19 protein-coding genes are annotated in these 21,766 nt (G+C 71.0%); 5 read left to right on the top strand and 14 right to left on the bottom strand.

Annotated elements, in window-relative coordinates; all coding sequences use genetic code 11:
* Window positions 1-89: 89 nt before the first annotated feature.
* On the top strand, window positions 90-395 hold the full coding sequence (locus HNR10_RS23950; RefSeq protein ID WP_179827227.1) for a hypothetical protein: 306 nt from the start codon (window positions 90-92) through the stop codon (window positions 393-395).
* A gap of 4 nt (window positions 396-399) precedes the next feature.
* On the opposite strand, the gene HNR10_RS23945 is transcribed toward HNR10_RS23950, so the two are convergent.
* From HNR10_RS23945 to nrdR, 5 genes are all read right to left on the bottom strand, one after another.
* Window positions 400-834: a CBS domain-containing protein gene (locus HNR10_RS23945; protein WP_179827225.1), complete on the bottom strand. Its 435-nt coding sequence runs from the start codon at window positions 832-834 to the stop codon at window positions 400-402.
* A gap of 99 nt (window positions 835-933) precedes the next feature.
* A complete protein-coding gene (locus HNR10_RS31425) occupies window positions 934-1,359 on the bottom strand; it encodes a cytotoxic translational repressor of toxin-antitoxin stability system (protein WP_179827223.1) in 426 nt (141 codons plus the stop codon).
* Window positions 1,356-1,772, bottom strand: coding sequence for a type II toxin-antitoxin system HicB family antitoxin (locus HNR10_RS23935; RefSeq protein WP_179827221.1), 417 nt, complete (start codon window positions 1,770-1,772; stop codon window positions 1,356-1,358). Before HNR10_RS23935 ends, HNR10_RS31425 begins: the two co-directional genes overlap by 4 nt.
* 157 nt (window positions 1,773-1,929) lie before the next feature.
* Window positions 1,930-4,764, bottom strand: a complete 2,835-nt coding sequence (locus HNR10_RS23930; RefSeq protein WP_179827219.1) for a vitamin B12-dependent ribonucleotide reductase — start codon at window positions 4,762-4,764, stop codon at window positions 1,930-1,932.
* 139 nt (window positions 4,765-4,903) lie between these two features.
* Entirely contained in the window at window positions 4,904-5,386 is a 483-nt protein-coding gene (gene nrdR / locus HNR10_RS23925) for a transcriptional regulator NrdR (RefSeq protein ID WP_179827217.1), read from the bottom strand.
* A gap of 655 nt (window positions 5,387-6,041) precedes the next feature.
* On the opposite strand from nrdR, the gene lexA reads away from it, so the two are divergent.
* On the top strand, window positions 6,042-6,761 hold the full coding sequence (gene lexA / locus HNR10_RS23920; RefSeq protein ID WP_179827215.1) for a transcriptional repressor LexA: 720 nt from the start codon (window positions 6,042-6,044) through the stop codon (window positions 6,759-6,761).
* Window positions 6,762-6,826: 65 nt separating this feature from the next.
* Window positions 6,827-7,894, top strand: coding sequence for an alpha/beta hydrolase family protein (locus HNR10_RS23915; RefSeq protein ID WP_179827213.1), 1,068 nt, complete (start codon window positions 6,827-6,829; stop codon window positions 7,892-7,894).
* A gap of 16 nt (window positions 7,895-7,910) precedes the next feature.
* Here HNR10_RS23915 and HNR10_RS23910 read toward each other — a convergent pair whose 3' ends face one another.
* From HNR10_RS23910 to leuS, 3 genes are all read right to left on the bottom strand, one after another.
* On the bottom strand, window positions 7,911-8,519 hold the full coding sequence (locus HNR10_RS23910) for a hypothetical protein (RefSeq protein ID WP_179827211.1): 609 nt from the start codon (window positions 8,517-8,519) through the stop codon (window positions 7,911-7,913).
* Window positions 8,520-9,124: 605 nt separating this feature from the next.
* Window positions 9,125-9,691: a hypothetical protein gene (locus HNR10_RS23905; RefSeq protein ID WP_179829927.1), complete on the bottom strand. Its 567-nt coding sequence runs from the start codon at window positions 9,689-9,691 to the stop codon at window positions 9,125-9,127.
* A 108-nt stretch (window positions 9,692-9,799) separates the two neighbouring features.
* A complete protein-coding gene (gene leuS / locus HNR10_RS23900; RefSeq protein ID WP_179827209.1) occupies window positions 9,800-12,295 on the bottom strand; it encodes a leucine--tRNA ligase in 2,496 nt (831 codons plus the stop codon).
* A gap of 254 nt (window positions 12,296-12,549) precedes the next feature.
* Between leuS and HNR10_RS23895 the strand changes: the two genes are divergently transcribed.
* Window positions 12,550-14,106 (top strand): long-chain-fatty-acid--CoA ligase, encoded by a 1,557-nt coding sequence (locus HNR10_RS23895; protein ID WP_179827200.1) that lies wholly within the window; start codon window positions 12,550-12,552, stop codon window positions 14,104-14,106.
* A gap of 143 nt (window positions 14,107-14,249) precedes the next feature.
* Here the strand turns inward: HNR10_RS23895 and HNR10_RS23890 are convergent, their stop codons facing one another.
* Window positions 14,250-15,143, bottom strand: coding sequence for a carbohydrate ABC transporter permease (locus tag HNR10_RS23890; RefSeq protein WP_179829926.1), 894 nt, complete (start codon window positions 15,141-15,143; stop codon window positions 14,250-14,252).
* 144 nt (window positions 15,144-15,287) lie between these two features.
* Here HNR10_RS23890 and HNR10_RS23885 point away from each other — a divergent pair, with 144 nt between their 5' ends.
* A complete protein-coding gene (locus tag HNR10_RS23885) occupies window positions 15,288-15,575 on the top strand; it encodes a hypothetical protein (RefSeq protein ID WP_179827198.1) in 288 nt (95 codons plus the stop codon).
* Between the two features lie 2 nt (window positions 15,576-15,577).
* Here HNR10_RS23885 and HNR10_RS23880 read toward each other — a convergent pair whose 3' ends face one another.
* From HNR10_RS23880 to HNR10_RS23860, 5 genes are all read right to left on the bottom strand, one after another.
* Window positions 15,578-16,477: a carbohydrate ABC transporter permease gene (locus HNR10_RS23880; protein WP_179829925.1), complete on the bottom strand. Its 900-nt coding sequence runs from the start codon at window positions 16,475-16,477 to the stop codon at window positions 15,578-15,580.
* Window positions 16,478-16,584: 107 nt separating this feature from the next.
* A complete protein-coding gene (locus tag HNR10_RS23875; RefSeq protein ID WP_179827196.1) occupies window positions 16,585-17,859 on the bottom strand; it encodes a sugar ABC transporter substrate-binding protein in 1,275 nt (424 codons plus the stop codon).
* A 152-nt stretch (window positions 17,860-18,011) separates the two neighbouring features.
* Window positions 18,012-18,503 carry a hypothetical protein gene (locus HNR10_RS23870; protein ID WP_179827194.1) on the bottom strand — a complete coding sequence of 164 codons (492 nt, stop codon included), beginning with the start codon at window positions 18,501-18,503 and terminating at the stop codon, window positions 18,012-18,014.
* Window positions 18,504-18,649: 146 nt separating this feature from the next.
* Window positions 18,650-19,981 carry an SAM-dependent methyltransferase gene (locus HNR10_RS23865; protein ID WP_179827192.1) on the bottom strand — a complete coding sequence of 444 codons (1,332 nt, stop codon included), beginning with the start codon at window positions 19,979-19,981 and terminating at the stop codon, window positions 18,650-18,652.
* Between the two features lie 128 nt (window positions 19,982-20,109).
* Window positions 20,110-21,564 carry an FAD-binding oxidoreductase gene (locus tag HNR10_RS23860; protein ID WP_179827189.1) on the bottom strand — a complete coding sequence of 485 codons (1,455 nt, stop codon included), beginning with the start codon at window positions 21,562-21,564 and terminating at the stop codon, window positions 20,110-20,112.
* Between the last annotated feature and the right edge of the window lie 202 nt (window positions 21,565-21,766).

Below are 21,766 nucleotides of genomic sequence, written 5' to 3'. Positions count from 1 at the left end.
GCGCGGCTAGCCTCGGTCGCACGGCAGACCGCCGGCCGGTGCGCGTCCGCGCGGGACGACCCGGGCCGGGAACGAGAGGGGAAACCACGATGTCCGCACTTCCGAGCGCCGTGCTCACCACCGCCGGACTGATCGGCGGCTACTCAGTGGCGCGCGCCACCGGCAACCGACCGCTGGGCGGGGCCGTCCTGGCCGTGTTCGGCGCGGCGGCCGTCGAGACCTGCCGCCGGCGCTCGGGTCTGGGCCCGGCCCTGGCCCTGGGGAGCGTGTACGTGGGCGCCTTCGGGCTGTCCCACCCGCTGGCGAAGAAGATCGGTTCCTGGCCCGCCGTGCTGGGGGTGACGGCGGCGACGGCCGCAGTCGCGGTCGCCTCGGCCGATCGGGGGGACGTGTGAGGGCTCAGCCCCGGCGGCCGTGGATGTAGGCCTCCAGCTGGGCGCGGTCGTCCTCCAGGACCCGCAGCCGGCTCTTGACCACGTCGCCGATGCTGACGATGCCGACCAGGCGCCCCTCGGACAGGACGGGCACGTGGCGGAAGCGGCGCAGGGTCATGGCCTCGCTGACGTCCTCGACCGTGTCCTCGGTGGTGCAGGTGTGGACGTCGGCGGTCATGATCTCGGCGACGGGCGCGGTGAGCAGGACGGTACCGGCCCGTTCCAGCCCGCGCACGACGTCGCGCTCGGAGACGATGCCGACGAGGGCGTCCCCCTCGGCGACGGCCACGGCGCCGATGTTGTGTCTGGCGAGCTCGGTGAGCAACTGCGCGACGGTCGCCTCGGGCGGGACCGTGACCACGTCGGAGCCCTTCGATCGCAGGATCGAGGCAATCAGCATGCGTCCACCTTCCACCGGCGCGTCGGTGACGAAGGGATTACCCGCTCACCGCCCCGCCCAACCACAGGTGTGGACCACCTCGCTCGGCGCCCCGGCTGCTCAACCGCCCTCGGTCCAGTACCGGTTGAGCCGGTCGACCGCTTCCTCCCTCGTCATCCCCGCGACCTCGGCTTCGGAAAGGCCGACCTTCGAGATCAGCAGGTGGACCAGGTCCGCGGGCAGCGCGCTCGCCGGCGGCACCGGCACGCCCCGGTAGGGGGGAGTGCCGTCCCTGACGCACGCCCAGAACGAGGCCTCGTCGACGTCGAGCTGGTCACGGAGGACATGCGCCCACATACTCCTGCCGTAGTCGGTCCGATCCGCTGGCCGGGACACCCGGGTGCGCAGGATCCGTCCGTCCGGCAGGGACAGCTCGTACGTGATGTGGTGTGTCCCCGTCCGGCCGCGCGCGTCCCGTACGCGGCGCCATCCCTCCGTCTTGCAGAAGCGCTCGTGGTCCTCACGGGTGGGTCGTGGCCAGGTCACCGTTGCGCCCCCACCAACCAGTGGCGCAGCTGCTCGTCGTCGCTCAGGACGATGAGTTGGACCAGGCCCCAGTTCCCCCGGTGGTCGGGGGCGTCGAGCAGGTGGTCCTGCCAGTCCTCCGCGTACTCACGCAACGCGTCGACCATCTCGGTGACGGCCTCGTCGAAGGACGTCCCGTCCGCGGCGACGGGCAGCCCCGGGATGAAGACCGACCAGCCTCCCGCCTCCGGTACCACCTGGGCGTCGGAGGGCGTCACCGTGGACAGGAAGTGACGCAGTCTCTCCACGTCCACGACAGCCGTTCTGGCCGTGTCACGGCGGACCGTGGCCACCTGACCTCGTTCCGCCGCGTCCAGGAGCGCCTTCAGGTGCGCACGAGCATCGGTGTAGCTGTCAAAGTGAACGGCACTCATGGCGATACCTCCAACGGAACGTGGATCCACCTTGCCACCGCGTTACACGTACGTCAAGTACGTGACGTACTTCCGTTGTCCGCGCGCACAACGCAGTGGCGGCCCGGTGGGAACCGGACCGCCACTGTCGCGTCAGTGCTCCCTCACGGCGAGGTGATCAGCTACAGCCGCTGGTGGCGCCGCAGCCCTCGCAGGCGTAGCAGCTACCCGAGGGCCGCATCTTCGTCCCGCACGTGACGCACAGCGGGGCGTCGGCGACGAAGCCCTGCGTGCTCTCCATCAGCTCGGCGGTGGAGTGCGCCTCGGTCGGCTCGGCCTGGGCCTCGCTCCTGCGCGCGGTCGGCGCCGCCTCCTCGGCCTTGTGGGTGGCGGCCGACTGGGCGTAGGACTCCACCTGGGCGGCGACCTGGGCCGGGTCCTCGCCCGCGACCTGGGCCTGGCGCTCGGCGGCCGACAGCACGCCCAGTGCCGCGCGCTCCTCGTAGGGCAGGTGGTCCAGGGCCAGGCGGCGGAAGATGTAGTCCACCACCGACTGCGCCATGCGGATGTCCGGGTCGTCGGTCATGCCGGCCGGGTCGAAGCGCATGTTGGTGAACTTCTCCACGTAGGTCTCCAGCGGGACCCCGTACTGCAGGGCGATGGAGATCGCGATGGAGAACGCGTCCATGACGCCGGCCAGGGTCGAACCCTGCTTGCCGAGCTTCATGAACACCTCGCCCAGACCGTCGTCCGGGTAGGAGCCGGCGGTGATGTAGCCCTCGGCCCCGCCCACGGAGAACGAGGTGGTCTCACTCGGACGCTTCTTGGGCAGGCGGCGGCGGACCGGCCGGGCGACCTCGACGGTCGCGGGCTCCTCGGCGTCCTTGGTGCCGCTCTCGGTCTTGCTGATGGACAGCGGCTGGCCGACCTTGCAGTTGTCGCGGTAGACCGCGAGCGCCTTCAGGCCCAGCTTCCAGCCCTCGAAGTAGATGTGCTGGAAGTCCTCGACCGTGGCGTCCTCGGGCACGTTGACGGTCTTGGAGATCGCGCCGGACAGGAACGGCTGCACGGCCGCCATCATCCGCACGTGGCCCATGGGCTGGATGTAGCGGCGGCCCATGGCGCAGTCGAACACCTCGTAGTGCTCGGGGCGCAGGCTCGGGGCGTCGACGACGTGGCCGTGCTCGGACACGAACTCCACGATCGCCTCGGACTGCTCGTCCTGGTAGCCCAGGTTGGCCAGCGCGCGCGGGATGGCCTGGTTGACGATCTGCATGGAGCCGCCGCCGACCAGCTTCTTGAACTTGACGAGCGAGAAGTCCGGCTCGATGCCGGTGGTGTCGCAGTCCATCATGAAGCCGATGGTGCCGGTGGGGGCGAGCAGGCTGGCCTGGGCGTTGCGCCAGCCGTTGCGCTCGCCGACCTTGAGGCACTCGGCCCACTCGCGGGTGGCGGCAGCGTGGATCGGCTCCTCCAAGGTGCCGACCGTGCGCAGGTCGTCGTTGGCCGCGGCGTGCTTGCGCATGACGCGCTTGTGCGCCTGCTCGTTGCGCTTGTAGCCGTCGTAGGGGCCCACCACGCCCGCGACCTCGGCGCTGCGCCGGTAGGCGGTACCGGTCATCAGCGAGGTGATCGCGGCGGCGACCGCGCGGCCGCCGTCGGAGTCGTAGGCGTGGCCGGTCGCCATGAGCAGGGCGCCCAGGTTCGCGTAGCCGATGCCGAGCTGGCGGTAGGCGCGGGTGGTGTCGCCGATCTTCTCGGTCGGGAAGTCGGCGAAGGTGATGGAGACGTCCATCGCGGTGATGACCAGCTCGGTGAGGCGGGTGAACCGCTCGACGTCGAAGGTGTCGTCCTCGCGCAGGAACTTCAGCAGGTTGATCGAGGCGAGGTTGCACGAGGAGTCGTCCAGGCTCAGGTACTCCGAGCACGGGTTGCTCGCACTGATCCGGCCGGTCTCGGGGTTGGTGTGCCAGTCCTGGATGGTGCCGTCGTACTGGATGCCCGGGTCGGCGCACTCCCAGGCCGCTCTGGCCATGCGCTGGAACAGGTCCTTGGCGTCGACGGTGGCCACGACCTCGCCCGTGGTCCGGGAGGTCAGGCCGAACTCCGAGCCGGTCTCGACGGCGCGCATGAAGGCGTCGGAGACCCGGACCGAGTTGTTGGCGTTCTGGTACTGGACGCTGAACATGTCGGCGCCGCCCAGGTCCACGTCGAACCCGGCGTCGCGCAGCGCGCGGATCTTGTGCTCCTCGCGCGACTTCGTCTCGACGAACTCCTCGATGTCGGGGTGGTCGACGTCCAGGACGACCATCTTGGCCGCGCGGCGGGTGGCGCCCCCGGACTTGATGGTCCCGGCGGAGGCGTCGGCGCCGCGCATGAAGGAGACCGGGCCGGAGGCGGTGCCGCCGGAGGAGAGCAGCTCCTTGCTGGAGCGGATGCGCGAGAGGTTCACACCCGCGCCGGAGCCGCCCTTGAAGATGATCCCCTCCTCCTTGTACCAGTCGAGGATCGACTCCATGGTGTCGTCGACGGAGAGGATGAAACAGGCACTGACCTGCTGGGACGAGGCCGTGCCGACGTTGAACCAGACCGGCGAGTTGAAGCTGAAGAGCTGGTTGGCGAGCGCGTACTTGAGCTCGTGGTCGAAGATCTCCGCGTCCTCGTCGGTGGCGAAGTAGCCCTGCTCGACGGCGGTGCGCGTGTACATGCCCACGACGCGGTCGACGAGCTGCTTGAGGCTCCACTCGCGCTCGGGGGTGCCCACCGCGCCGCGGAAGTACTTGCTGGTGACGATCTGGGTGGCGTTCATCGACCAGGTGGTGGGGAACTCCACGCCGCGCTGCTCGAAGTTGACCGTGCCGTCGCGCCAGTTCGTCATCACGACGTCGCGGCGCTCCCAGGTGAGGGTCTCGTAGGGGTGCACACCGGGGGTGGTGAAGATGCGCTTCATCTTCAGGCCCTTGCGGCTCCCCTTGCCCTTGCGTCCTGTTGGTCCACTGGTGGTTTCCGTCATTGCGGCAGTTCCCCTGAAAGCTTCGTGAGCACGGTCGGTGCGGCCGTGCGCTGCGTTGTGGGTGACGAGTGGCCCGTGGATGGCCGGGGCCACCCGCGCGGCTGTGGTGCGTGGCCGTCGTCGAGCGGACGGCGGAGGGTCAGGGGGCGGCGGCCGTGTCGGACCGGGAGTCGGCCTCGCGGTCGGCGCGCAGACTGGCGATCTCCGCCTCGAAGTCGGCGAGGCTCTCGAACCCGCGGTACACGCTGGCGAAGTGCAGGTAGGCGACCTCGTCCAGGTCCCGCATCGGCCCGAGGATGGCCAGGCCGATCTCGTGGGCCGGGACCTCGGCGACACCGCGTCCGCGGATCTCCTCCTCGACCTTCTGGCCGAGCTTGGCGAGGGCGTCCTCGGAGACGGGCCGACCCTGGCACGCCCTGCGTACCCCGGCGATGATCTTGGTGCGGCTGAAGGGCTCGGTGACCCCGGAGCGCTTGGCGACCATCAGAAGGACGGTCTCCTGGGTGGTGAAGCGGCGCTCGCACACCGGGCAGGAGCGGCGGCGGCGGATGGCCGCGCCGTCGTCGGTGGACCTGCTGTCGATCACCCTGGTGTCAGGATGGCGGCAGAACGGACAGTGCATCCTGCTTCACCTGCTTCCCTCGCCGACAACCCGTACCTCTACTAAACCACAACTTCTGGACAACCGCCCCAACAGCCGCACCAGATGTTGTGGTCGAACCTAGACCCCAGCGGGCGCACCCGCAACCCTCCCGAAGGCGTGTCCCGTGCCCACGGCCAAGGACGCCACGCACGGCGCGGCCGAGGTCACACGGAGACCGGGGGCGGGGGTTGCGGACCGCCCCTGAGGGGCGTTCGACACCTCCGCAAGGATAGCGGCGACGGCGGCCGCGCCCCACGGGACACGGCGGCCCGGGACGGTCGGAAACCCCTGCGGACCAGGGGATCGGGCCCGCGCACAGGGGCGTGGAGACGAGTCCCACACCGTGCGGCGGGCCCGCCGGGGAACCCGGTCCTTCCATTCCGGGGGCGCGGCGCCGCGAACGCGTGTAGACACGTAAGTCGAGGACGGAATTGGGCCGCTAATGGCTCACCCGAAGGAATAGTCCACAGGACTCGAACGCTTGTTTGATATCACCGTACGCAACGACTAAAGTTGACCTTGATTTCACACCGGTTTCGCCATCACGTGGACCCCAGGTCGGCGCGATCGCCCCGCCGGTGGAGGACACACGCAAGCAGGCCCTGACCGAACCGAATGCCGAGGAGGCCCGGCCGTGCCGGAGGACAATCCCGGAACCGTAGATTCCACTGCCGTTCTGGCACCCGTGGGGGAATCGGGCGGGCCCGCGTCCGCGACCCCCAAACTCACCGCACGCCAGCAGAGCGTCCTGAACTGCATCCAGCGGTACGTGCGCGAACGGGGTTTCCCGCCCTCCATCAGGGAAATCGGTGACGCGGTCGGCCTGTCCAGCCCGTCCAGCGTGGCGCACCAGCTCAAGGTGCTCCAGCGCAAGGGTTACCTGTACCGCGACCAGAACCGCCCGCGGGCCGTCGAGCTGCGCAGCCCCGGGTCGGCCACCGGCAGGACCGTGACACCGGAGGACCTGGACCCCTCCCGCGCGGCCGCGGTGCCGCTGGTCGGCCGAATCGCCGCCGGTGGACCCATCCTGGCCGAGGAGTCGGTCGAGGACGTGCTCGCCCTCCCCCGGCAGCTGGTGGGCGAGGGACAGCTGTTCATGCTCACCGTGGTCGGCGACTCCATGGTCGACGCCGCCATCACCGACGGCGACCTCGTGGTCGTGCGCCAGCAGCCCGACGCCAACAACGGCGACATCGTGGCGGCCCTGCTCGACGACGAGGCGACGGTCAAGGTCCTGCGCCGCGACGCGGACGGCCACGCGTGGCTCATGCCCCGCAACGACGCCTACGAGCCGATCTCCGGTGACAACGCCACCATCCTCGGCAAGGTCGTCTCCGTGATGCGCCGCGTCTGACCGGCCCCCGGCCCGGCTCACCGGGCCGGGGTCGCCGGGCCGGTGCCGGCCGCTACCCTGAGCACGTGCCGACACCTTCCTCCTCCCCCGCGCGCGGGGCCCGTCTCGCCCTGGCCGCCGGCTGCGCGGCCCTCACCCTGGCCCTGGCCTCGGCGTGCGCCGCCGAGGACGACTCGGCCGCGCCACCCCCGGGCAGCGACGGAGCCGAACGCGAGCTGACCTTCGAGGCCGGCGGTCGCGAGGTGGCCGCGACCCTGACCCTGCCGTTGCGCACGCCCGACTCCATCCCCGGAGCACTCATCATCTCCGGCAGCGGTCCCACCGACCGGGACGGCAACAGCCCCCTGCGCCCGGAGGCCGAGACCAACTGGAACCTGGCGCGGGTGCTGGCCGAGGCCGGGGTGGCCTCCGTGCGCTACGACAAGCTCGGCAGCGGGGACTCCGCCGAGGAGGTCGACCCCGAGGCGCCGGTCGATCCCCAGGTCTTCGACGACGAGGTCGCCGCGGCCTACGCGGAGCTCGTCGCCCAACCGGAGGTCGACCCCGAGCGCACGGTCGTCATCGGGCACAGCGAGGGCGCGCTGTACGCCCTGCGCGCCCACGACATCGTCGACGCCGAGCCCGCCCGGATCCTGGTGGCGCCGCCCGGCACCCGCTACCTGGACCTCATCGACCGCCAGATCACCGAACAGGCGCGCCAGGCGGAGGCCGTGGGGCGGCTCCCGGAGGGTCAGGCACGCCAGCTGCTCTCCGACGCCCGGTACGGCCGGGCCGAGGTGCGCGCCGGCCGTGAGCTGGACGACGACATCGACTCCTTCGGGGTGTACACGCCGGAGAACCAGGACTTCCTGGCCTGGATCGACTCCTTCGACCCCGTGGAGCTGGGCGCCGACCTGCCCGCCGACACGCCCGTCCTGGTGCTGTGGGGCGAGGAGGACTCCCAGGTCACCGAGGAGGAGGTCGACCGGCTGATGACGGGGCTGCCCGACGCCCGGCGCGTCGACCTGCCCGACGCGGACCACATCCTGCGCGAGTTCCGCGACGAACCGGGCGCCACGGTGCTCGACGCCGACAGGCCGTTCTCCCCGGACGTCGCTCCGGCGGTGGAGGAGTTCCTCGGCACCGCCTGGTGACCGCGCCCCGGTCGCGTCAGTCGGGCAGTCCGGCGACGGCGTCCTCGGCCAACCGCACGGCGCCCGCCACGGCCTGCTCCGCGTCGATCGACCGAGTGGCGTCGTAGTCGGCCGCGGCGCTGTGGCAGGTCTCCACGTACAGGTTGGACACGCGCGCGCCCGCGCACCCCACGTTGAACCTGCCGGAGCGCGTCCAGGTGAAGGCCTCGTCACCGATCCCGTCCAGCGTCGCGCGGTCGGAACCGGCCGACGAGCGCAGGTTGTCGGCGGCCGTGTCGATCCCGCCGGGATCGGGTGAGACGACCGTGACCAGAGTGGCGGTCGCCGGAACGGCGTCGCCGTCCCCGCCGGGTGTGGCCCAGCGGCACTGCTGCCCGCTGCCGAAGGTCTCCTGCGCGCCGCCGATCGGTTCCTGGACTTCGAGTTCGTGCGCGGGGACCAGTTCGTCGAGGGCATCGGTCTCGCCGATCGAGCAGTCGGGCGCGGCCTCGAAGTCACCCGATTCCAGGACGTCCCTGCTCACCACGAACCAGACGGCGCCCGCCACGAGCACGACCACCACCAGCACGGCCGCGATCACGCCGACGACGGCGCAGCCCCGGCTCTGCGGTTGCGCCGACGGCACGGTCCCCGGCTGCCCGGGTCCGGTGCCCGGGGCGAAGCCGGGCCCGCCCCCTCCGGCCGGACCGAAGCCGGGACCATGGCCGAAGCCGCCATCGGGCCGACTGCCCGCCCCCGGACCGGCACCCATGGGGTGGCCTGGGGCCGCTCCCTGGCCCGGACGCGCATGGGGACCGGGCACCGGATGCTCGCCGGAACCCATGCCGGAACCGGGGCCGGTGTGCTGACCGGGAGCCGAGTGCCCGCCGGGACCCGTGCCCGGACCGGGACCGGGACCGGGACCGGGACCGGTGCGGTGCCCATGAACCGGGTTCTCGCTGGGGCCGGAGCCCGAACCAGGACCGGTGTGCTGACCGGGAGCCGAGTGCCCGCCGGGACCCGTGCCCGAATCGGGGGCCGGGTGCTCATTGGGAACTGCGACAGAGCTGGGGCCGGTGTGATGATCAGGGGCCGTGCCCTGGCCAGGGCTCGCGTGCGAATCGGGGACCGGGTGCTCGTCGGCGCCCCCACCCGAACCGGGGCCGGTGTGCTCGCCCGGACCCGGAGACGGGGGCTCGCTGGGGCCGGTGACCGGGTCGTCGTTCGGATCCGAGTCCTGGCCGGGGGTGGTCACAGGGCCTCCCGGAGCCGCTCGGCGGCATCGACCGCGCGATCGCGGGCCGCGTCGAAGCCCTGGTCGACTCCGGCGTAGGACACCCGGACCAACAGGTTGTCGGTGTGGAAGGCCAGTTCGGCGGTGCCCGGGGCCTGACCGCGCCACACGCTCGCCGGCAGGTCGCCGGTGAGCGCCACGTCCTCGCCGCGGACCGGGACCATGGCCTCGAAACCGGCCTGCGCGGCCTCGTCGCCGGTCACCGGGGTCTCACCGGAGGTGTCGGTGAAGCGCGCGGACAGGTCCACGCGCAGCGTCTCGGGGTCCTCCGCGGCTCCGGCCGAGGTCCACGTGCACGCCGTGTTCTCACCACCGCTCAGGGGCCCGCTCTCGGCGGACTCCAGGACGGCGTCGGGCAGGAGTTCGGCGACCTGCTGGTCGGAGAGCACACCGCACCCGGGCGCCGCGGTGTGGACGTCGCCGCTGTCGGGCACGTCGGGGTCGTCCCCGGCCAGCCAGAGTCCGCCGCCGATCGCGGCGGCCGACAGGACCGCCGCTCCACCGACGGCGACGGCCGTCCGCACCAGCACCCCGCGGGTCCTTCCGGACACCCGGTCACCGCCTCACTGTCGGTCGTGGCCTGCACCCGCGCCGGTGGCGGCCGCCGTGCGCGGCCGCCACCGTGGAGGGGCTCAGCCGACGACGATGTTCACCAGCTTCGGCGCGCGCACGATCACCTTGCGGACCTGCTTGTCACCGATGAAGTTGCGTGCCTTCTCCGACGCCAGGGCCAGCCGCTCCAGCTCGGCCGGGTCGATGTCCGGCGCCACGGTCAGCTTGTCGCGCACCTTGCTCTGGACCTGGACCACGCAGGTGACCTCGTCCTGGACCAGCAGCGCCGGTTCGGCCTCGGGCCAGTTGCCGACCGCCACGGTGCCGACGTGGCCGAGCTTCTCCCAGCCCTCCTCGGCCACGTAGGGCGCGAACAGCGACAGGGCGACGGCGATGAACTCGGCGGCCTCGCGCACCGCCGGGTCGGCCGCGCCGGGCCCGGAGTCGATCGCCCGCCGGGCGGCCGAGACCAGTTCCATGGTGCGGGCGATGGCGACGTTGAACCGGCGCGACTCGACCAGGGTCGTGATCTGGTCGATCGTGCGGTGCGTGACCCGGCGCAGTTCGACGTGGCCGGTGGCGGGGTCGGTCCCCGGACGGCTGGCGGCGCCGGCCTCGGACATCACCCGGTAGGCGCGGTTGAGGAACTTCTGCGCGGCCGTGACCGAGACGTCGGCCCAGTCGACGTCCTCCTCCGGAGGACTGGCGAACAACATGGTCAGCCGGACCGCGTCGACACCGTAGGCGTCGATCTCCTTGCCCAGGTCGACCCCGTTGCCCAGCGACTTGGACATCGCCCGGCCCTCGTTGATGACCTGGCCCTGGTTGGTCAGCCGGCGGAAGGGCTCGGTGAAGGAGACCATCCCCATGTCGTGCAGGACCTTGGTGAAGAAGCGCGCGTACATCAGGTGCAGCGTCGCGTGCTCCTTGCCGCCGATGTAGTGGTCGACCGGACCCCACTTGTTAACGGCCTCGGTGTCGAACGGCGCGCTGTCGTCGTGCGGCGAGCAGTACCGCAGGAAGTACCAGGACGAGTCGACGAAGGTGTCCATGGTGTCGGTGTCGCGGTTGGCCGGACCGCCGCACGAGGGGCAGTCGACCTCCACCCAGTCCTTGGCCGCGGCCAGCGGCGAGACGCCCTTGGGCGCCAGCTCGGCGCCCTTGAGCTCGGGCAGCGTCACGGGCAGCTGCTCGTCGGGCACGGCCACCTCGCCGCACGAGGGGCAGTGGATGATCGGGATCGGCGTACCCCAGTAGCGCTGGCGGGACAGCAGCCAGTCGCGCAGGCGGTAGTTGATCGTCCCGGCGCCGGTGCCGCGCTCGGCCATGACCTCGATGATCCGCTCGATGGCCGCGGTCTTGTCCAGGCCGTCCAGCGGACCGGAGTCGCGCAGGGTGCCCTCGCCCGCGGTGGCCACGCCGGTCTCGGCGGGGTCGGGCTCACCGGTGTCCACCACGACCCTGACCGGCAGGTCGAAGGCCAGGGCGAAGTCCAGGTCGCGCTGGTCGTGGGCGGGCACGGCCATGATGGCGCCGTGGCCGTAGTCGGCCAGGACGTAGTCGGCCGCCCAGACCGGCATGCGCTCGCCGTTGACCGGGTTGATCGCGTACCGGCCCAGGAAGACGCCGGTCTTGGGGCGCTCGGTGGCCTGGCGCTCGATGTCGGACAGCTTGGCCACGTCGCGCCGGTAGGCGTCGAAGGCCTCGCGCTGCTCGGGCGCGCACAGCTCGTCGGCGAGCTCGGCGTCGGCGGCCACGACGAAGAACGTGGCGCCGTAGAGGGTGTCGGGGCGCGTGGTGAAGACGGTGACCGGCTCGTCACGGCCCTCGATCTGGAAGTGGACGTCGGCGCCGGTGGAGCGGCCGATCCAGTTGCGCTGCATGGCCAGGATCTCGTCCGGCCAGCGGCCGTTGTCCAGCTGGTCCATGTCGTCCAGCAGGCGCTGGGCGTAGTCGGTGATCTTGAAGTACCACTGGTTCAGGCTGCGGCGCACGACGTCGGAGCCGCAGCGCTCGCACCGGCCCTGGACGACCTGCTCGTTGGCCAGCACCGTCTGGTCCTTGGGGCACCAGTTGACCTGGCCGTCCTTGCGGTAGGCCAGTCCGCGCTCGAAGAAGCGCAGGAACAGCCACTGGTTCCACTTGTAGTACTCGGGGTCGCTCGTGTGCAGTCGGCGCGACCAGTCGACGCCGATGCCGTAGCGCCGGAACGAGGCCGCCTGGGTCTCGATGTTGGCGTAGGTCCACTCGGCGGGGTGCGAGTCGTTCTTGATCGCCGCGTTCTCCGCGGGCAGGCCGAAGGAGTCCCAGCCGATGGGGTGCAGCACGTTGTCGCCGCGCTGGAAGCGGTAGCGCCCGATCACGTCGCCGATGGCGTAGGCCTCGGCGTGACCCATGTGCAGGTCGCCCGAGGGGTAGGCGAACATGTCGACGATGTAGGAGCGGGGCCGGGTGTCGCCGGGGTCCTCGTTGGCCTGGAACGGGAGCTCAGCGGCCCAGCGCGCCTGCCACTTGTCCTGGAGGGCGCGGGCGTCGTAGGTGTCGCCCGTCGTCTGGTCGCCGTCTACCGCTGTCATCGCTGCAAGTTCCTGTCCGGTGTGGGTGTACTGGACCCAGGTTAGCGGTTGGCCGGTCACCGCGAGCACGGCTTGCCCGGGGCACCCGGGTACCGCGATGGACACGGAGAGTGACGGAAAGATCGGTGGTTTTACCGACCCCCGAGCACTCCACACCGACCACTCGGTTTGTTACCCTGCCGTAAATAGTGACGCAGCACACGCGACCCAGGCCACAGCTGGGTCCGTTGCCCACGTGCCCAGCGGGAGGCCCCATGCTCAACCTGTCCGTACTGCTCGAGGACGGCGCCAGGTCCGTCCCCGACAAGGACTGCCTGGTCTTCGGCGACCTGCGGCTGAACTACGCGCTCACCAACATGATCGCCAACCAGGTCGCCAACCTGCTGGTGTCCCGGGGGGTGCGCCCCGGCGACCGCGTCGCCCTCGCCAGCCCCAACCTGCCGTACTTCCCGTTCGTCTACTACGGCGCCCTGAAGGCCGGCGCGGTGGTCGTTCCGCTCAACGTGCTCCTCACTCCCCGTGAGATCGCCTACCACCTGGAGGACTCCGGGGCCAAGGCGCTCTTCGCCTTCACCGGCAGCCCCGAACTGCCGCTGGGCGAGCGCGCGTTCGAGGCCTTCGGCCAGGTCGACTCCTGCGAGACCTACATCGACCTGCCCGGGACGCCCGGTGCCACCGAGTCCACCATCGAGGGCGCCGAGACCCTGTGGAAGGCCCTGGAGGGGCAGCCCGGCGAGTTCGAGACCGTGCAGACCGGGGCCGAGGACACCGCGGTCATCATCTACACCAGCGGCACGACGGGCCGCCCCAAGGGCGCGGAGCTCTCGCACAACAACCTGCTCATGAACGCGGTCATCTCCGCCCGCGTGGTCAACGCCCACCCCGACGGCCGCGACGTCTCGCTCACCGTGCTCCCGCTGTTCCACATCTTCGGGCAGACCGTCATGCTCAACGGGCCGCTGTACCGGGGCGGGACGCTCGTGCTCATGCCGCGGTTCGACGGCGACGAGGCGCTCAGGCTCATGGAGAAGGAGGGCGTGACCGGGTTCGCCGGTGTGCCCACCATGTACTGGGGCCTGCTCAACGCGGTCCAGGCCGCCGAGCCCGGCGCCTACGACCTGGAGAAGATCGCGAGCAACATGGTCGACGCCGCGTCCGGCGGAGCCTCCCTGCCCGGCCAGCTCGCCGAGGACTTCACCAAGACCTTCGGCGTGGAGATCAAGGAGGGCTACGGCCTGTCCGAGACCTCCCCGGTGGTCTCCTTCAACAACCCCAAGGTCCTGGCCAAGACCGGCTCGATCGGCCTGCCGGTGTGGGGTGTGGAGATGAAGCTCATCGATCCGGACTGGAACGAGGTCCAGGACGAGGGCGAGATCGCCGTGCGCGGGCACTGCGTGATGAAGGGCTACCACAACCGCCCCGAGGCCAACGCCGAGGTGCTGCGCGACGGCTGGTTCCGCACGGGCGACATCGCCCGCCGGGACGAGGACGGCATGTACTTCATCGTCGACCGGTCCAAGGACATGATCATCCGCGGCGGCTACAACGTGTACCCGCGGGAGATCGAGGAGGTCCTGATGACCCACCCGGCGGTCAGCCTGGCCGCGGTCGTGGGCGTGCCCCACGACACCCACGGCGAGGAGGTCAAGGCGTTCGTGATCAAGGACGCCGACACCGACGCCACCGAGCAGGAGATCATCGACTTCGCCAAGGAGCGCCTGGCCGCCTACAAGTACCCGCGCTCCGTGGAGTTCCGCACCGAGCTGCCGATGACCGCCACGGGCAAGATCCTCAAGCGCGAACTGCGCTGATCCGGACCGCGCGCGACCCTCGGGCGCGCGGTCACGGGCCGGCCCCGCCCACCCCTCCCTCCGGCGGGGCCGGCCCGCCCCCCGTTCCTCGCAGCGGGGCCGGGGCACGCGTGCGTCCCGCAGGGGTGCTCGCGGGACCTTGCTCAGCCCTTCACCGCCCCCTGCACCAGCCCCGAGACGAGCCAGCGCTGGACGAGGATGAAGAAGACCATCACCGGCAGGGTGATGAGCGTGGAGGCGGCCATCACGTGGCCCCAGTCGTTGGCGTACTGCCCGAAGAACTGGCGCAGCCCGACCGCCACCGTGTAGTTCTCGCCGCGCGTCATGAAGGTCAGCGCCAGCACGAACTCGTTCCAGGCGATGATGAACGCGAAGATGGCCGTGGCCACCAGCCCCGGGGCCACCAGGGGGAAGAGGACCGACCAGAACATGCGCGGCCACGAGGCGCCGTCGATGTAGGCGGCCTCCTCCACCTCCGCGGGCACCGCGGCCACGAAGCCGCGCATCATCCACACCGCCAGCGGCAGGGACAGGGCGACGTAGACCACTCCCAGCCCCAGCAGGGTGTTGAGCATCCCCAGATCACGGACCTGCAGGAAGAGCGGAATGACCAGGGCCTCCAACGGCACCATCTGCACCACGAGCACCATGACCAGGACCGCCGTGCGCATCCGGAACCGGAACCGGGTCACCGCCACCGCGGCCAGCAGCGCCAGCACGCACGCGCCCGTGACCGTCACCGCGGCGACCCCGAGCGAGTTGAGCATGTAGCGGCCGAAGTCGCCCTCGGTCATGACGTAGACGAAGTTGCCCAGGGTCAGGTCCGTGGGCACCAGCGTCCCGGCGCTCGCCGTCGACCTGTCGGAGAAGGCGCTGACCAGCATGAAGTAGACGGGGAAGAGCGTGAACAGCAGAAGGGCAGCGACACCGGCGGCCTTGGCCGCCGCCGCGGCCGGCCTGGCCCGTCCGCGTCCGCGCCGGGTGGCGCGTTCCCCCCGGGAGGTTCCCCGCTCAGGGGCCGACGCCGCGGTCGTCATGTCCAACGGTGCTCCTCACTCGCTCACCGGGTTGCCCGCCACGGGGCCGGGGTGGCTAGACTCCGGTCCAGTCCGGGTGCGTGCCGTGCGCCGACGTCGGAGAGGGAACGATGACCGTGTCGACCGGAGGGACGTGGTGACGCCGTGAGCGACGCGGTCGGGCCCTCCCCCACCGAGGTGATCATCAGCTGGATCCCCTACGACGCGCGCTTCCGCGACAGCGCGGTGCGCCACGCCCTGGACGACCACAGCGGTCAGCGGTTGTTCGTGTACGTGGACAACCTGGTGAACCGGGACAACGACGACGGCCGGTCCCTCGGCGACTTCGACCTGCGCACCATGGGCGCGGTCCGCGCCGACCTCAACCGGCGCTCCCTCGGCTCGGTCGACTGGCGCCGGGTGAGGGCCAAGCTCATCGAGGGGCTGCACTGAGCTCATCGCAGCTCGTCCTCCCGGAACAGGACCCGCAGGTAGACCACCGTGACGCCCAGCAGCAACAGGGAGAGCAGGACGGCGATCGCCGACCCCAGGCCGTAGTCGTTGTGGCTGAAGGAGCGCACGTAGGCCCACACGCCCAGGTTGAGCATCTGTGAGCCGCCCACGTCCCCGCCCGGCATGAGGTAGATCTGCGCGAACACCTTGAAGTCCCAGATCGTGGACAGGACGGTGACCACGGCGAACACCGGGCGCAGGACGGGGAAGGTGACGTGCCAGAAGCGCTTCCACGCCCCCGCGCCGTCGATCAGCGCCGCCTCGTGCAGCTCGCGGGGCACGGTCAGCAGCCCGGCCAGGACCGTCACCGCCACGAACGGGAACCCGCCGTGGACCACGTTGAGCGTGGCGATCCCGTAGAAGAACAGGCGGTCGGCGAACCAGTTGTAGCCCCCGGGGTCGATCGCCCCCGCGGCCATCAGCGCCCTGGCCACGACGCCGTTCTCGACGTCGAAGATCCACATCCACACGTAGGTGCCGCTGACCGCGGGCATCGCCCAGGCCACCATGATGCAGGAGACCACGGCCACCCGGGTCACCGGGCGCAGCGTCGACAGCAGCAGGGCGACCAGGGTGCCCAGCACGAGGGTGGCCACCACCGCCACCAGGGCGAAGGCCACGGTGTTGAACATGGCGACCCGCCACAGGTACGGGTCGGTCAGCAGGGTGAGGTAGTTGGCGGCGCCGACGAACGCCGACTCGCCGGAGACGAGTTCGCGCAGCCCGTACTCGCGGAAGGACAGCCAGACGATCCGGGCGAGCGGGAACAGCAGGAGCAGCCCGATGACCACGAGCGCCGGTGTGAGCAGCGCCCAGGGCAGGAGGGCGCGCCGCCGACGCATGGTCAGCAGCGCGCCCCGGCCGCCCGGGGGGCGCGGCCGCGGCTCCGGGCCGAGGGTCGTCCCCGGCTCCGGGTCCCGCGTGTGCGGCCCGAGCTGCGTTCCCACTCTCAACCCCCGTTGAGGATGCGTTCGATGTCCGCGGCGGCGGCCTCCGTGGCCTCGTCCACAGTGGCGTTGCCGTTGAGGATGTCCTGCTGCATGGCGACGATGACCTTCTCCGACTCCACCTGGCTCCACTCCGGGGCGACGGGCAGGCCCCGGCTGGCCTCGCTGAGCTGGACCGCGAAGGGCTGGAGGACGGGGTCGGCCGCCGCGGAGAAGGTCTCCACGCCCTCCACCGTGCCCGGGAAGAACCCGGTCTCCTCGGCCCAGCGGGCGGAGAACTCGTCCCCGGTGAGGTGCTCGACGTAGCGCTGGGCCGTCTCCTCGTTCCCGGTGCCCTCGAAGACCGACAGCAGCGAGCCGCCGGCGAAGGAGGGCATGTGGCCGCCGTCCTGGCCGGGAAGGGTGAAGGAGTCGATCCGGCCCTCGAGGTCGGGGTTGGCCTCCAGGATGGCCTTCGGGTTGGCGCTGCCCAGGATGGCCATGGCGGCCTCCTCGTCGGCCACGGCCTCCATGACGTCGATCTCGTTCCAGTTCACGGCGCCGGTGGAGGAGACACCGTCCTCCAGCGCCAGGCCGGTGAAGAACTCGATCCCCGCTCTGCCCTCGGCGGTGTCGATCGTGGAGTCCCACGTGCCGTCGGACCCCTGCACGGCGATCTCGCCGCCCCCGCCCCAGATCCACGGCATGACGGAGTACTGGGCGTCCCCGGGCACCGGGAAGGCGGTCATGTCCTCCTCGGCCTCGGACAGGGCCAGGGCGGTCTCGCGCAGCTCCGCCCAGTTCTCCGGCACCTCCAGGCCGTGCTCCTCGAACAGGTCGGACCGGTAGACGACGGACCTGATGGAGGCGTACCAGGGGACGCCGTAGACCCCCTCGTCGAGTTCGCCCATCTCCATCAGGCCCGGAATGTACTGGGAGGTGTCGTCGACGTACCCGGACAGGTCGTGCAGGGCCCCCGCGTCGGCGAACCCGGGTGTGAAGGTGTTGCCGAGCTCGGCGACGTCGGGCGTGGTGCCGCCGGCGATCGAGGTGGAGATCTTGTCGTGGGCGTCCTGCCAGGGCACGAACTCCACCTCGACCGCGATACCGGTCTCCTCCGTGAACGCGGCGTTGGCCTCCTCGAAGAAGGCCGTCTCGTCGGGGTTGGTGCCCTGCATGATCCACACCTGGAGGGTGTCGGGGTCGGAGCCGCCGAATCCGCAGGAGGTCACGGCGAGCGTCAGGGCCACCGCGGCGGCGGGGAGGGGAACGTGCTTGTGTGTGCGGCTGCGGGCCATCGGCGCGCCTCCCGTTCCTTTCGAGGGTCCCCTGGGGGTTGTAGGAAACCTACGCAAGGAACCGGCCCTTGTGAAGTAAACCACTGCACGTCGTGTCTCACCTGTTAGAGGACAGGCGAGCCGCGACGGCGCCGGTGCCGCGTACCTCCCGATCAGTCCCCTTCGCTCAGCCCCATGACCTGTCGCAGGATGGAGACGAGCTCGGCCCGCTTGTACACCGCCAGGCCGATGGCCGCACCGAACGCGGCGAGCATGTGCACGTAAACCATGGGGTCGCCCCGGGTGAAGCGCTCGGCGGTCTCCTCCTCGCCCACCGAGTGCGCCTCCCACGCGGTGGAGACGGCGAACTCGAGTTCGGGCGGGAGCATCTCGGCGACCGTGCGGGCCACGGCCTCGCGGGAGTCGGCGGGCTTCCACACCACGCCCGTCTGCTGCACCCTGCGGCTGAGGAAGGCGGCGACGACCTTGAGCTCGGACGTGAGCGCCTCGGGGTCGGCCTGCGCGCGGGGCAGGACCCGGTCGAGTTCGTCGCGGTTGTGGTCGGCGTAGGCGCCGACCAGCGCGATCGCGGTCTCCTTGACGTGGTCGGGCAGGTCGGGCGCGGGTGTCTGGTCGCCCTGGTGTGCGTTGTCGTCAGAGGACACGGACGAGTCCCTTCACGTGGCTGTGCGAATCGTGCGGTTCCATCATGCCGTCAAGCCGGGGGCACGGGGGCACGACGAGCCGGGGCCGCGGGGCGTGCCCCCGGCCCCGAGAGCGCTTCGCGCAGGGCGGGCCTCCCTCTCCGGCGTCAGAACTCCGGGCGCAGGGGCATGTGGGCGTCGGTGCCGTCGAGTTTCACACCGAGGATCTGGTGCAGCTGCACGACGTCCCGCTCGAAGCCCAGGACGCAGCCGGCCATGTAGAGCCGCCACACGCGGGCGGTCCCCTCGCCGACCAGCGCCACGGCCTCGTCCCAGTTCCGGTCCAGGTTCGCGCTCCAGTGGCGCAGGGTCAGGGCGTAGTGCTCACGCAGGTTCTCCTGGTGGCGGATCTCGAACCCGGCGTCGTTCATCGCGAGCTGGATCCGGGCGGGCCCCTCCAGTTCACCGTCGGGGAAGACGTACCGGTTGATGAACCCCCCGGTGTCCATCGGCTTGAGGTCGTTGCGCGGGCGCGTGATGCAGTGGTTGAGCAGCCGGCCGCCGGGCACCAGCTTGCCGTGCAGCGAGTCGAAGTAGGAGTCGAGGTTGCGGGCGCCGACGTGCTCGGTCAGGCCGATGGAGCTGATCCGGTCGTAGCTGGCGTCGGGCACGTCCCGGTAGTCCATGTGGCGGACCTCCGCCACCTCCGTCAGGCCCTCCTGCGCGATGCGCTTGGCCGCCCACTCCGCCTGCTCCTTGGACAGGGTGACGCCGAGGGCGCGCACGCCGTGCTCGCGGGCGGCGTGCATGACCATGCCGCCCCAGCCGCACCCCACGTCCAGCAGGCGCATGCCCTTGCGGAGGCCGAGCTTGCGCGAGACGAGCTCGTACTTGCGGAACTGGGCGCTCTCCAGGGCACCGCCCGACCGCTTGCCGCCCTCCCCGGCCGCGCCCTTCGTCGCGTCCGCCGACTCGCCCACGCGCTCCAGCGCGGCGTCGGCCTCGTCGAAGACGGCACAGGTGTAGGTCATCGACGGGCCCAGGACCAGCTCGTAGAAGTCGTTGCCCACGTCGTAGTGGTGGTGGATGGCCTCGGCGTCGCGCCGCTTGGAGTGGCGCCAGCCCAGGCCCGCGAGCCTGCCCCTGGTCACCTCCTGCGGCGGCGGGGCCACCCGGTTGACGAACTTCACCCAGCCCACCGACCGCACGATCGCGGCGATGTCGCGGGCGGAGACGTTGACGCCCTCCGCGAAGGCGAAGTCCGACATTCTGCGCAGGGCGGTGTACATGTCCCCTTCGAGATCGAGGTGTCCGGACACGTACGCGCGTGTGAGGCCGACGGCGTTGGGCGACTGGGCCAGGTAGTTCACCGCCACCGGAGTCCGCACGTGCAGGGCGACGTCGCTGTTCGGATCCCCCGCGCTGCTGCCGTCGTAGGCGGTGAACCGGATGGGGGCGTCCGGGCCGACGACCCTCTCGAAGATCTCCGCAAGCCGCATGCTCTCGTCCTTCCTCTCGTGGACGCGGCCCATCCCGTCGGGTCGCCTCCCGCTGCTGGTCTACTGCGGTGTGCTCGGCCGCCCGGTCCGGGCCGTCCGGGCCGCGGACCCCGGCCGGCGGTCGCGCGCTAGCGGTTGCCCACGCACTTGGCGTACAGGTCCAGGAGCCGTCCCCCGGGGTCGTAGGCCCGTTTGAGGCCGGAGTAGGCCGTCCCGTTGTAGAGGCTCCAGAACTCCTCCTCGGTGTAGAAGGCGTCCGAGTACAGGGACTTGTGGCCGCCCAGCCGGGCGACCTCCTCCTCCACCCTGCGGTTGTGGTGGGCCCGGCGCTGGCCGGGAAGCATGTCGACCAGGCCCCAGAACCCGAAGTTCACGTACAGGCGGTCGTTGTCCAGGGGGTAGAGCGGCCAGACGTGCTCGCCGTCGCCGCCGTGGCCGGGCCGCCGCGGCTCGCTGAGCCTGAGCGGGCACATCCAGACCGGCGTCATGCCGATCTCGGAGTGGAAGAACTCCAGGAACTCCGCGCCGCGCTCGACGCCGACCTCGATGTCCTGGATGAGCGGTTCCTGGGGCCGCTTGCCGCGGTAGTGGGTGAGCAGCCGGAAGAAGTCGGTGCGCCGGTCCCAGGCGACGAGCTTGCGGTACACGTCCGAGCGCTTGAGCGCGCGGGGCCACAGCGGCCGCACCAGGGGGTGCTGGGTCCCGAAGGCGCGCGAGCACCAGAACCAGTCGGTGTCCCAGCGCCACAGGTAGTCGTGCGTGGTGAGGTAGTCGCCGGGCCCGTTGCCGGAGTAGCGCGGGATCGACTTGTAGTAGACGTCGTTGCCGGTGTAGTCGCTCACCCAGGGCGCCTGGTCGGTGAAGCGGGCGAGGGTGAGGTAGAGCTCGTCGGGGCCGAAGGCCACCCCGTCCACGAAGTCGACCGGCTGCCCGTCGTGCTCGGCGTCGGCGCAGATCCGCGCGAGGGCGTCCATGCACTCGGCGGAGTCGGAGAAGCGCAGGTGGCGCAGGTTCACGTAGGCGGAGACCGGTTCCAGCTCGATGCGCAGGCGCAGGCTGTAGCCGAGGGTGCCGTAGGAGTTGGGGAACCCGTAGAAGAGGTCGCTGTGCTCGTTGTCGCGGGTGGCGGTCACGACGTCGCCCGAGCCGGTGAGGATCTCCATCTCCTGGACCGCCTCGTGGGGCAGGCCGCTGCGGAAGGAGGAGGACTCGATGCCGAGGCCGGTGACCGCTCCGCCCAGGGTGATGGTGCGCAGCTGCGGCACGACGGTGGGCATCAGCCCGTGCGGGAGCGTGGCGGCGACGAGGTCCTCGTAGGTGGTCATGCCTCCGACGTCGGCGAGGCGCTCGACGGGGTCGATGGAGATGACCCCGGAGAAGGCGGACACGTCGAGGGAGGGGGCCGAGGAGGGTTCGCGGAAGCGGAAGAGGTTGGACGTGGGCTTGGCGAGCCGCACGGGCGCGTCCTCGGGGAGCGCCCGGAAGTCGCGTCGCAGGCGCTGGACCGCCGCGATGTGCTCGGCGAAGCCGGCCCGCGCTCCGGCGGGGGCGCCCTTGCTCGTTCCCTGTTGGTGAGGTGTCATCCCAGCTCTTCCAGTGTCGGCACGAGTGACGCACGAGGTGGATCGGCCGGCGCCGGACCTGGGTCCCGCGCTGCCCGCCCGGCGCTGCCACACGCGCCGGAACGGCCGATCCCCTCAGTTCTACCTATCGGTAACGGTCTTGTGCCACCCCATTTGTGACGTGTCTTGACCAAAGACCCGAGAGCCTGGGACGGGGGCGATG

It is taken from the genome of Nocardiopsis aegyptia, from assembly GCF_013410755.1.
GTDB lineage: Bacteria > Actinomycetota > Actinomycetes > Streptosporangiales > Streptosporangiaceae > Nocardiopsis > Nocardiopsis aegyptia.
Note: the sequence above shows the minus strand (reverse complement) of the source record. Positions and strands in the feature narration are given on the sequence as shown.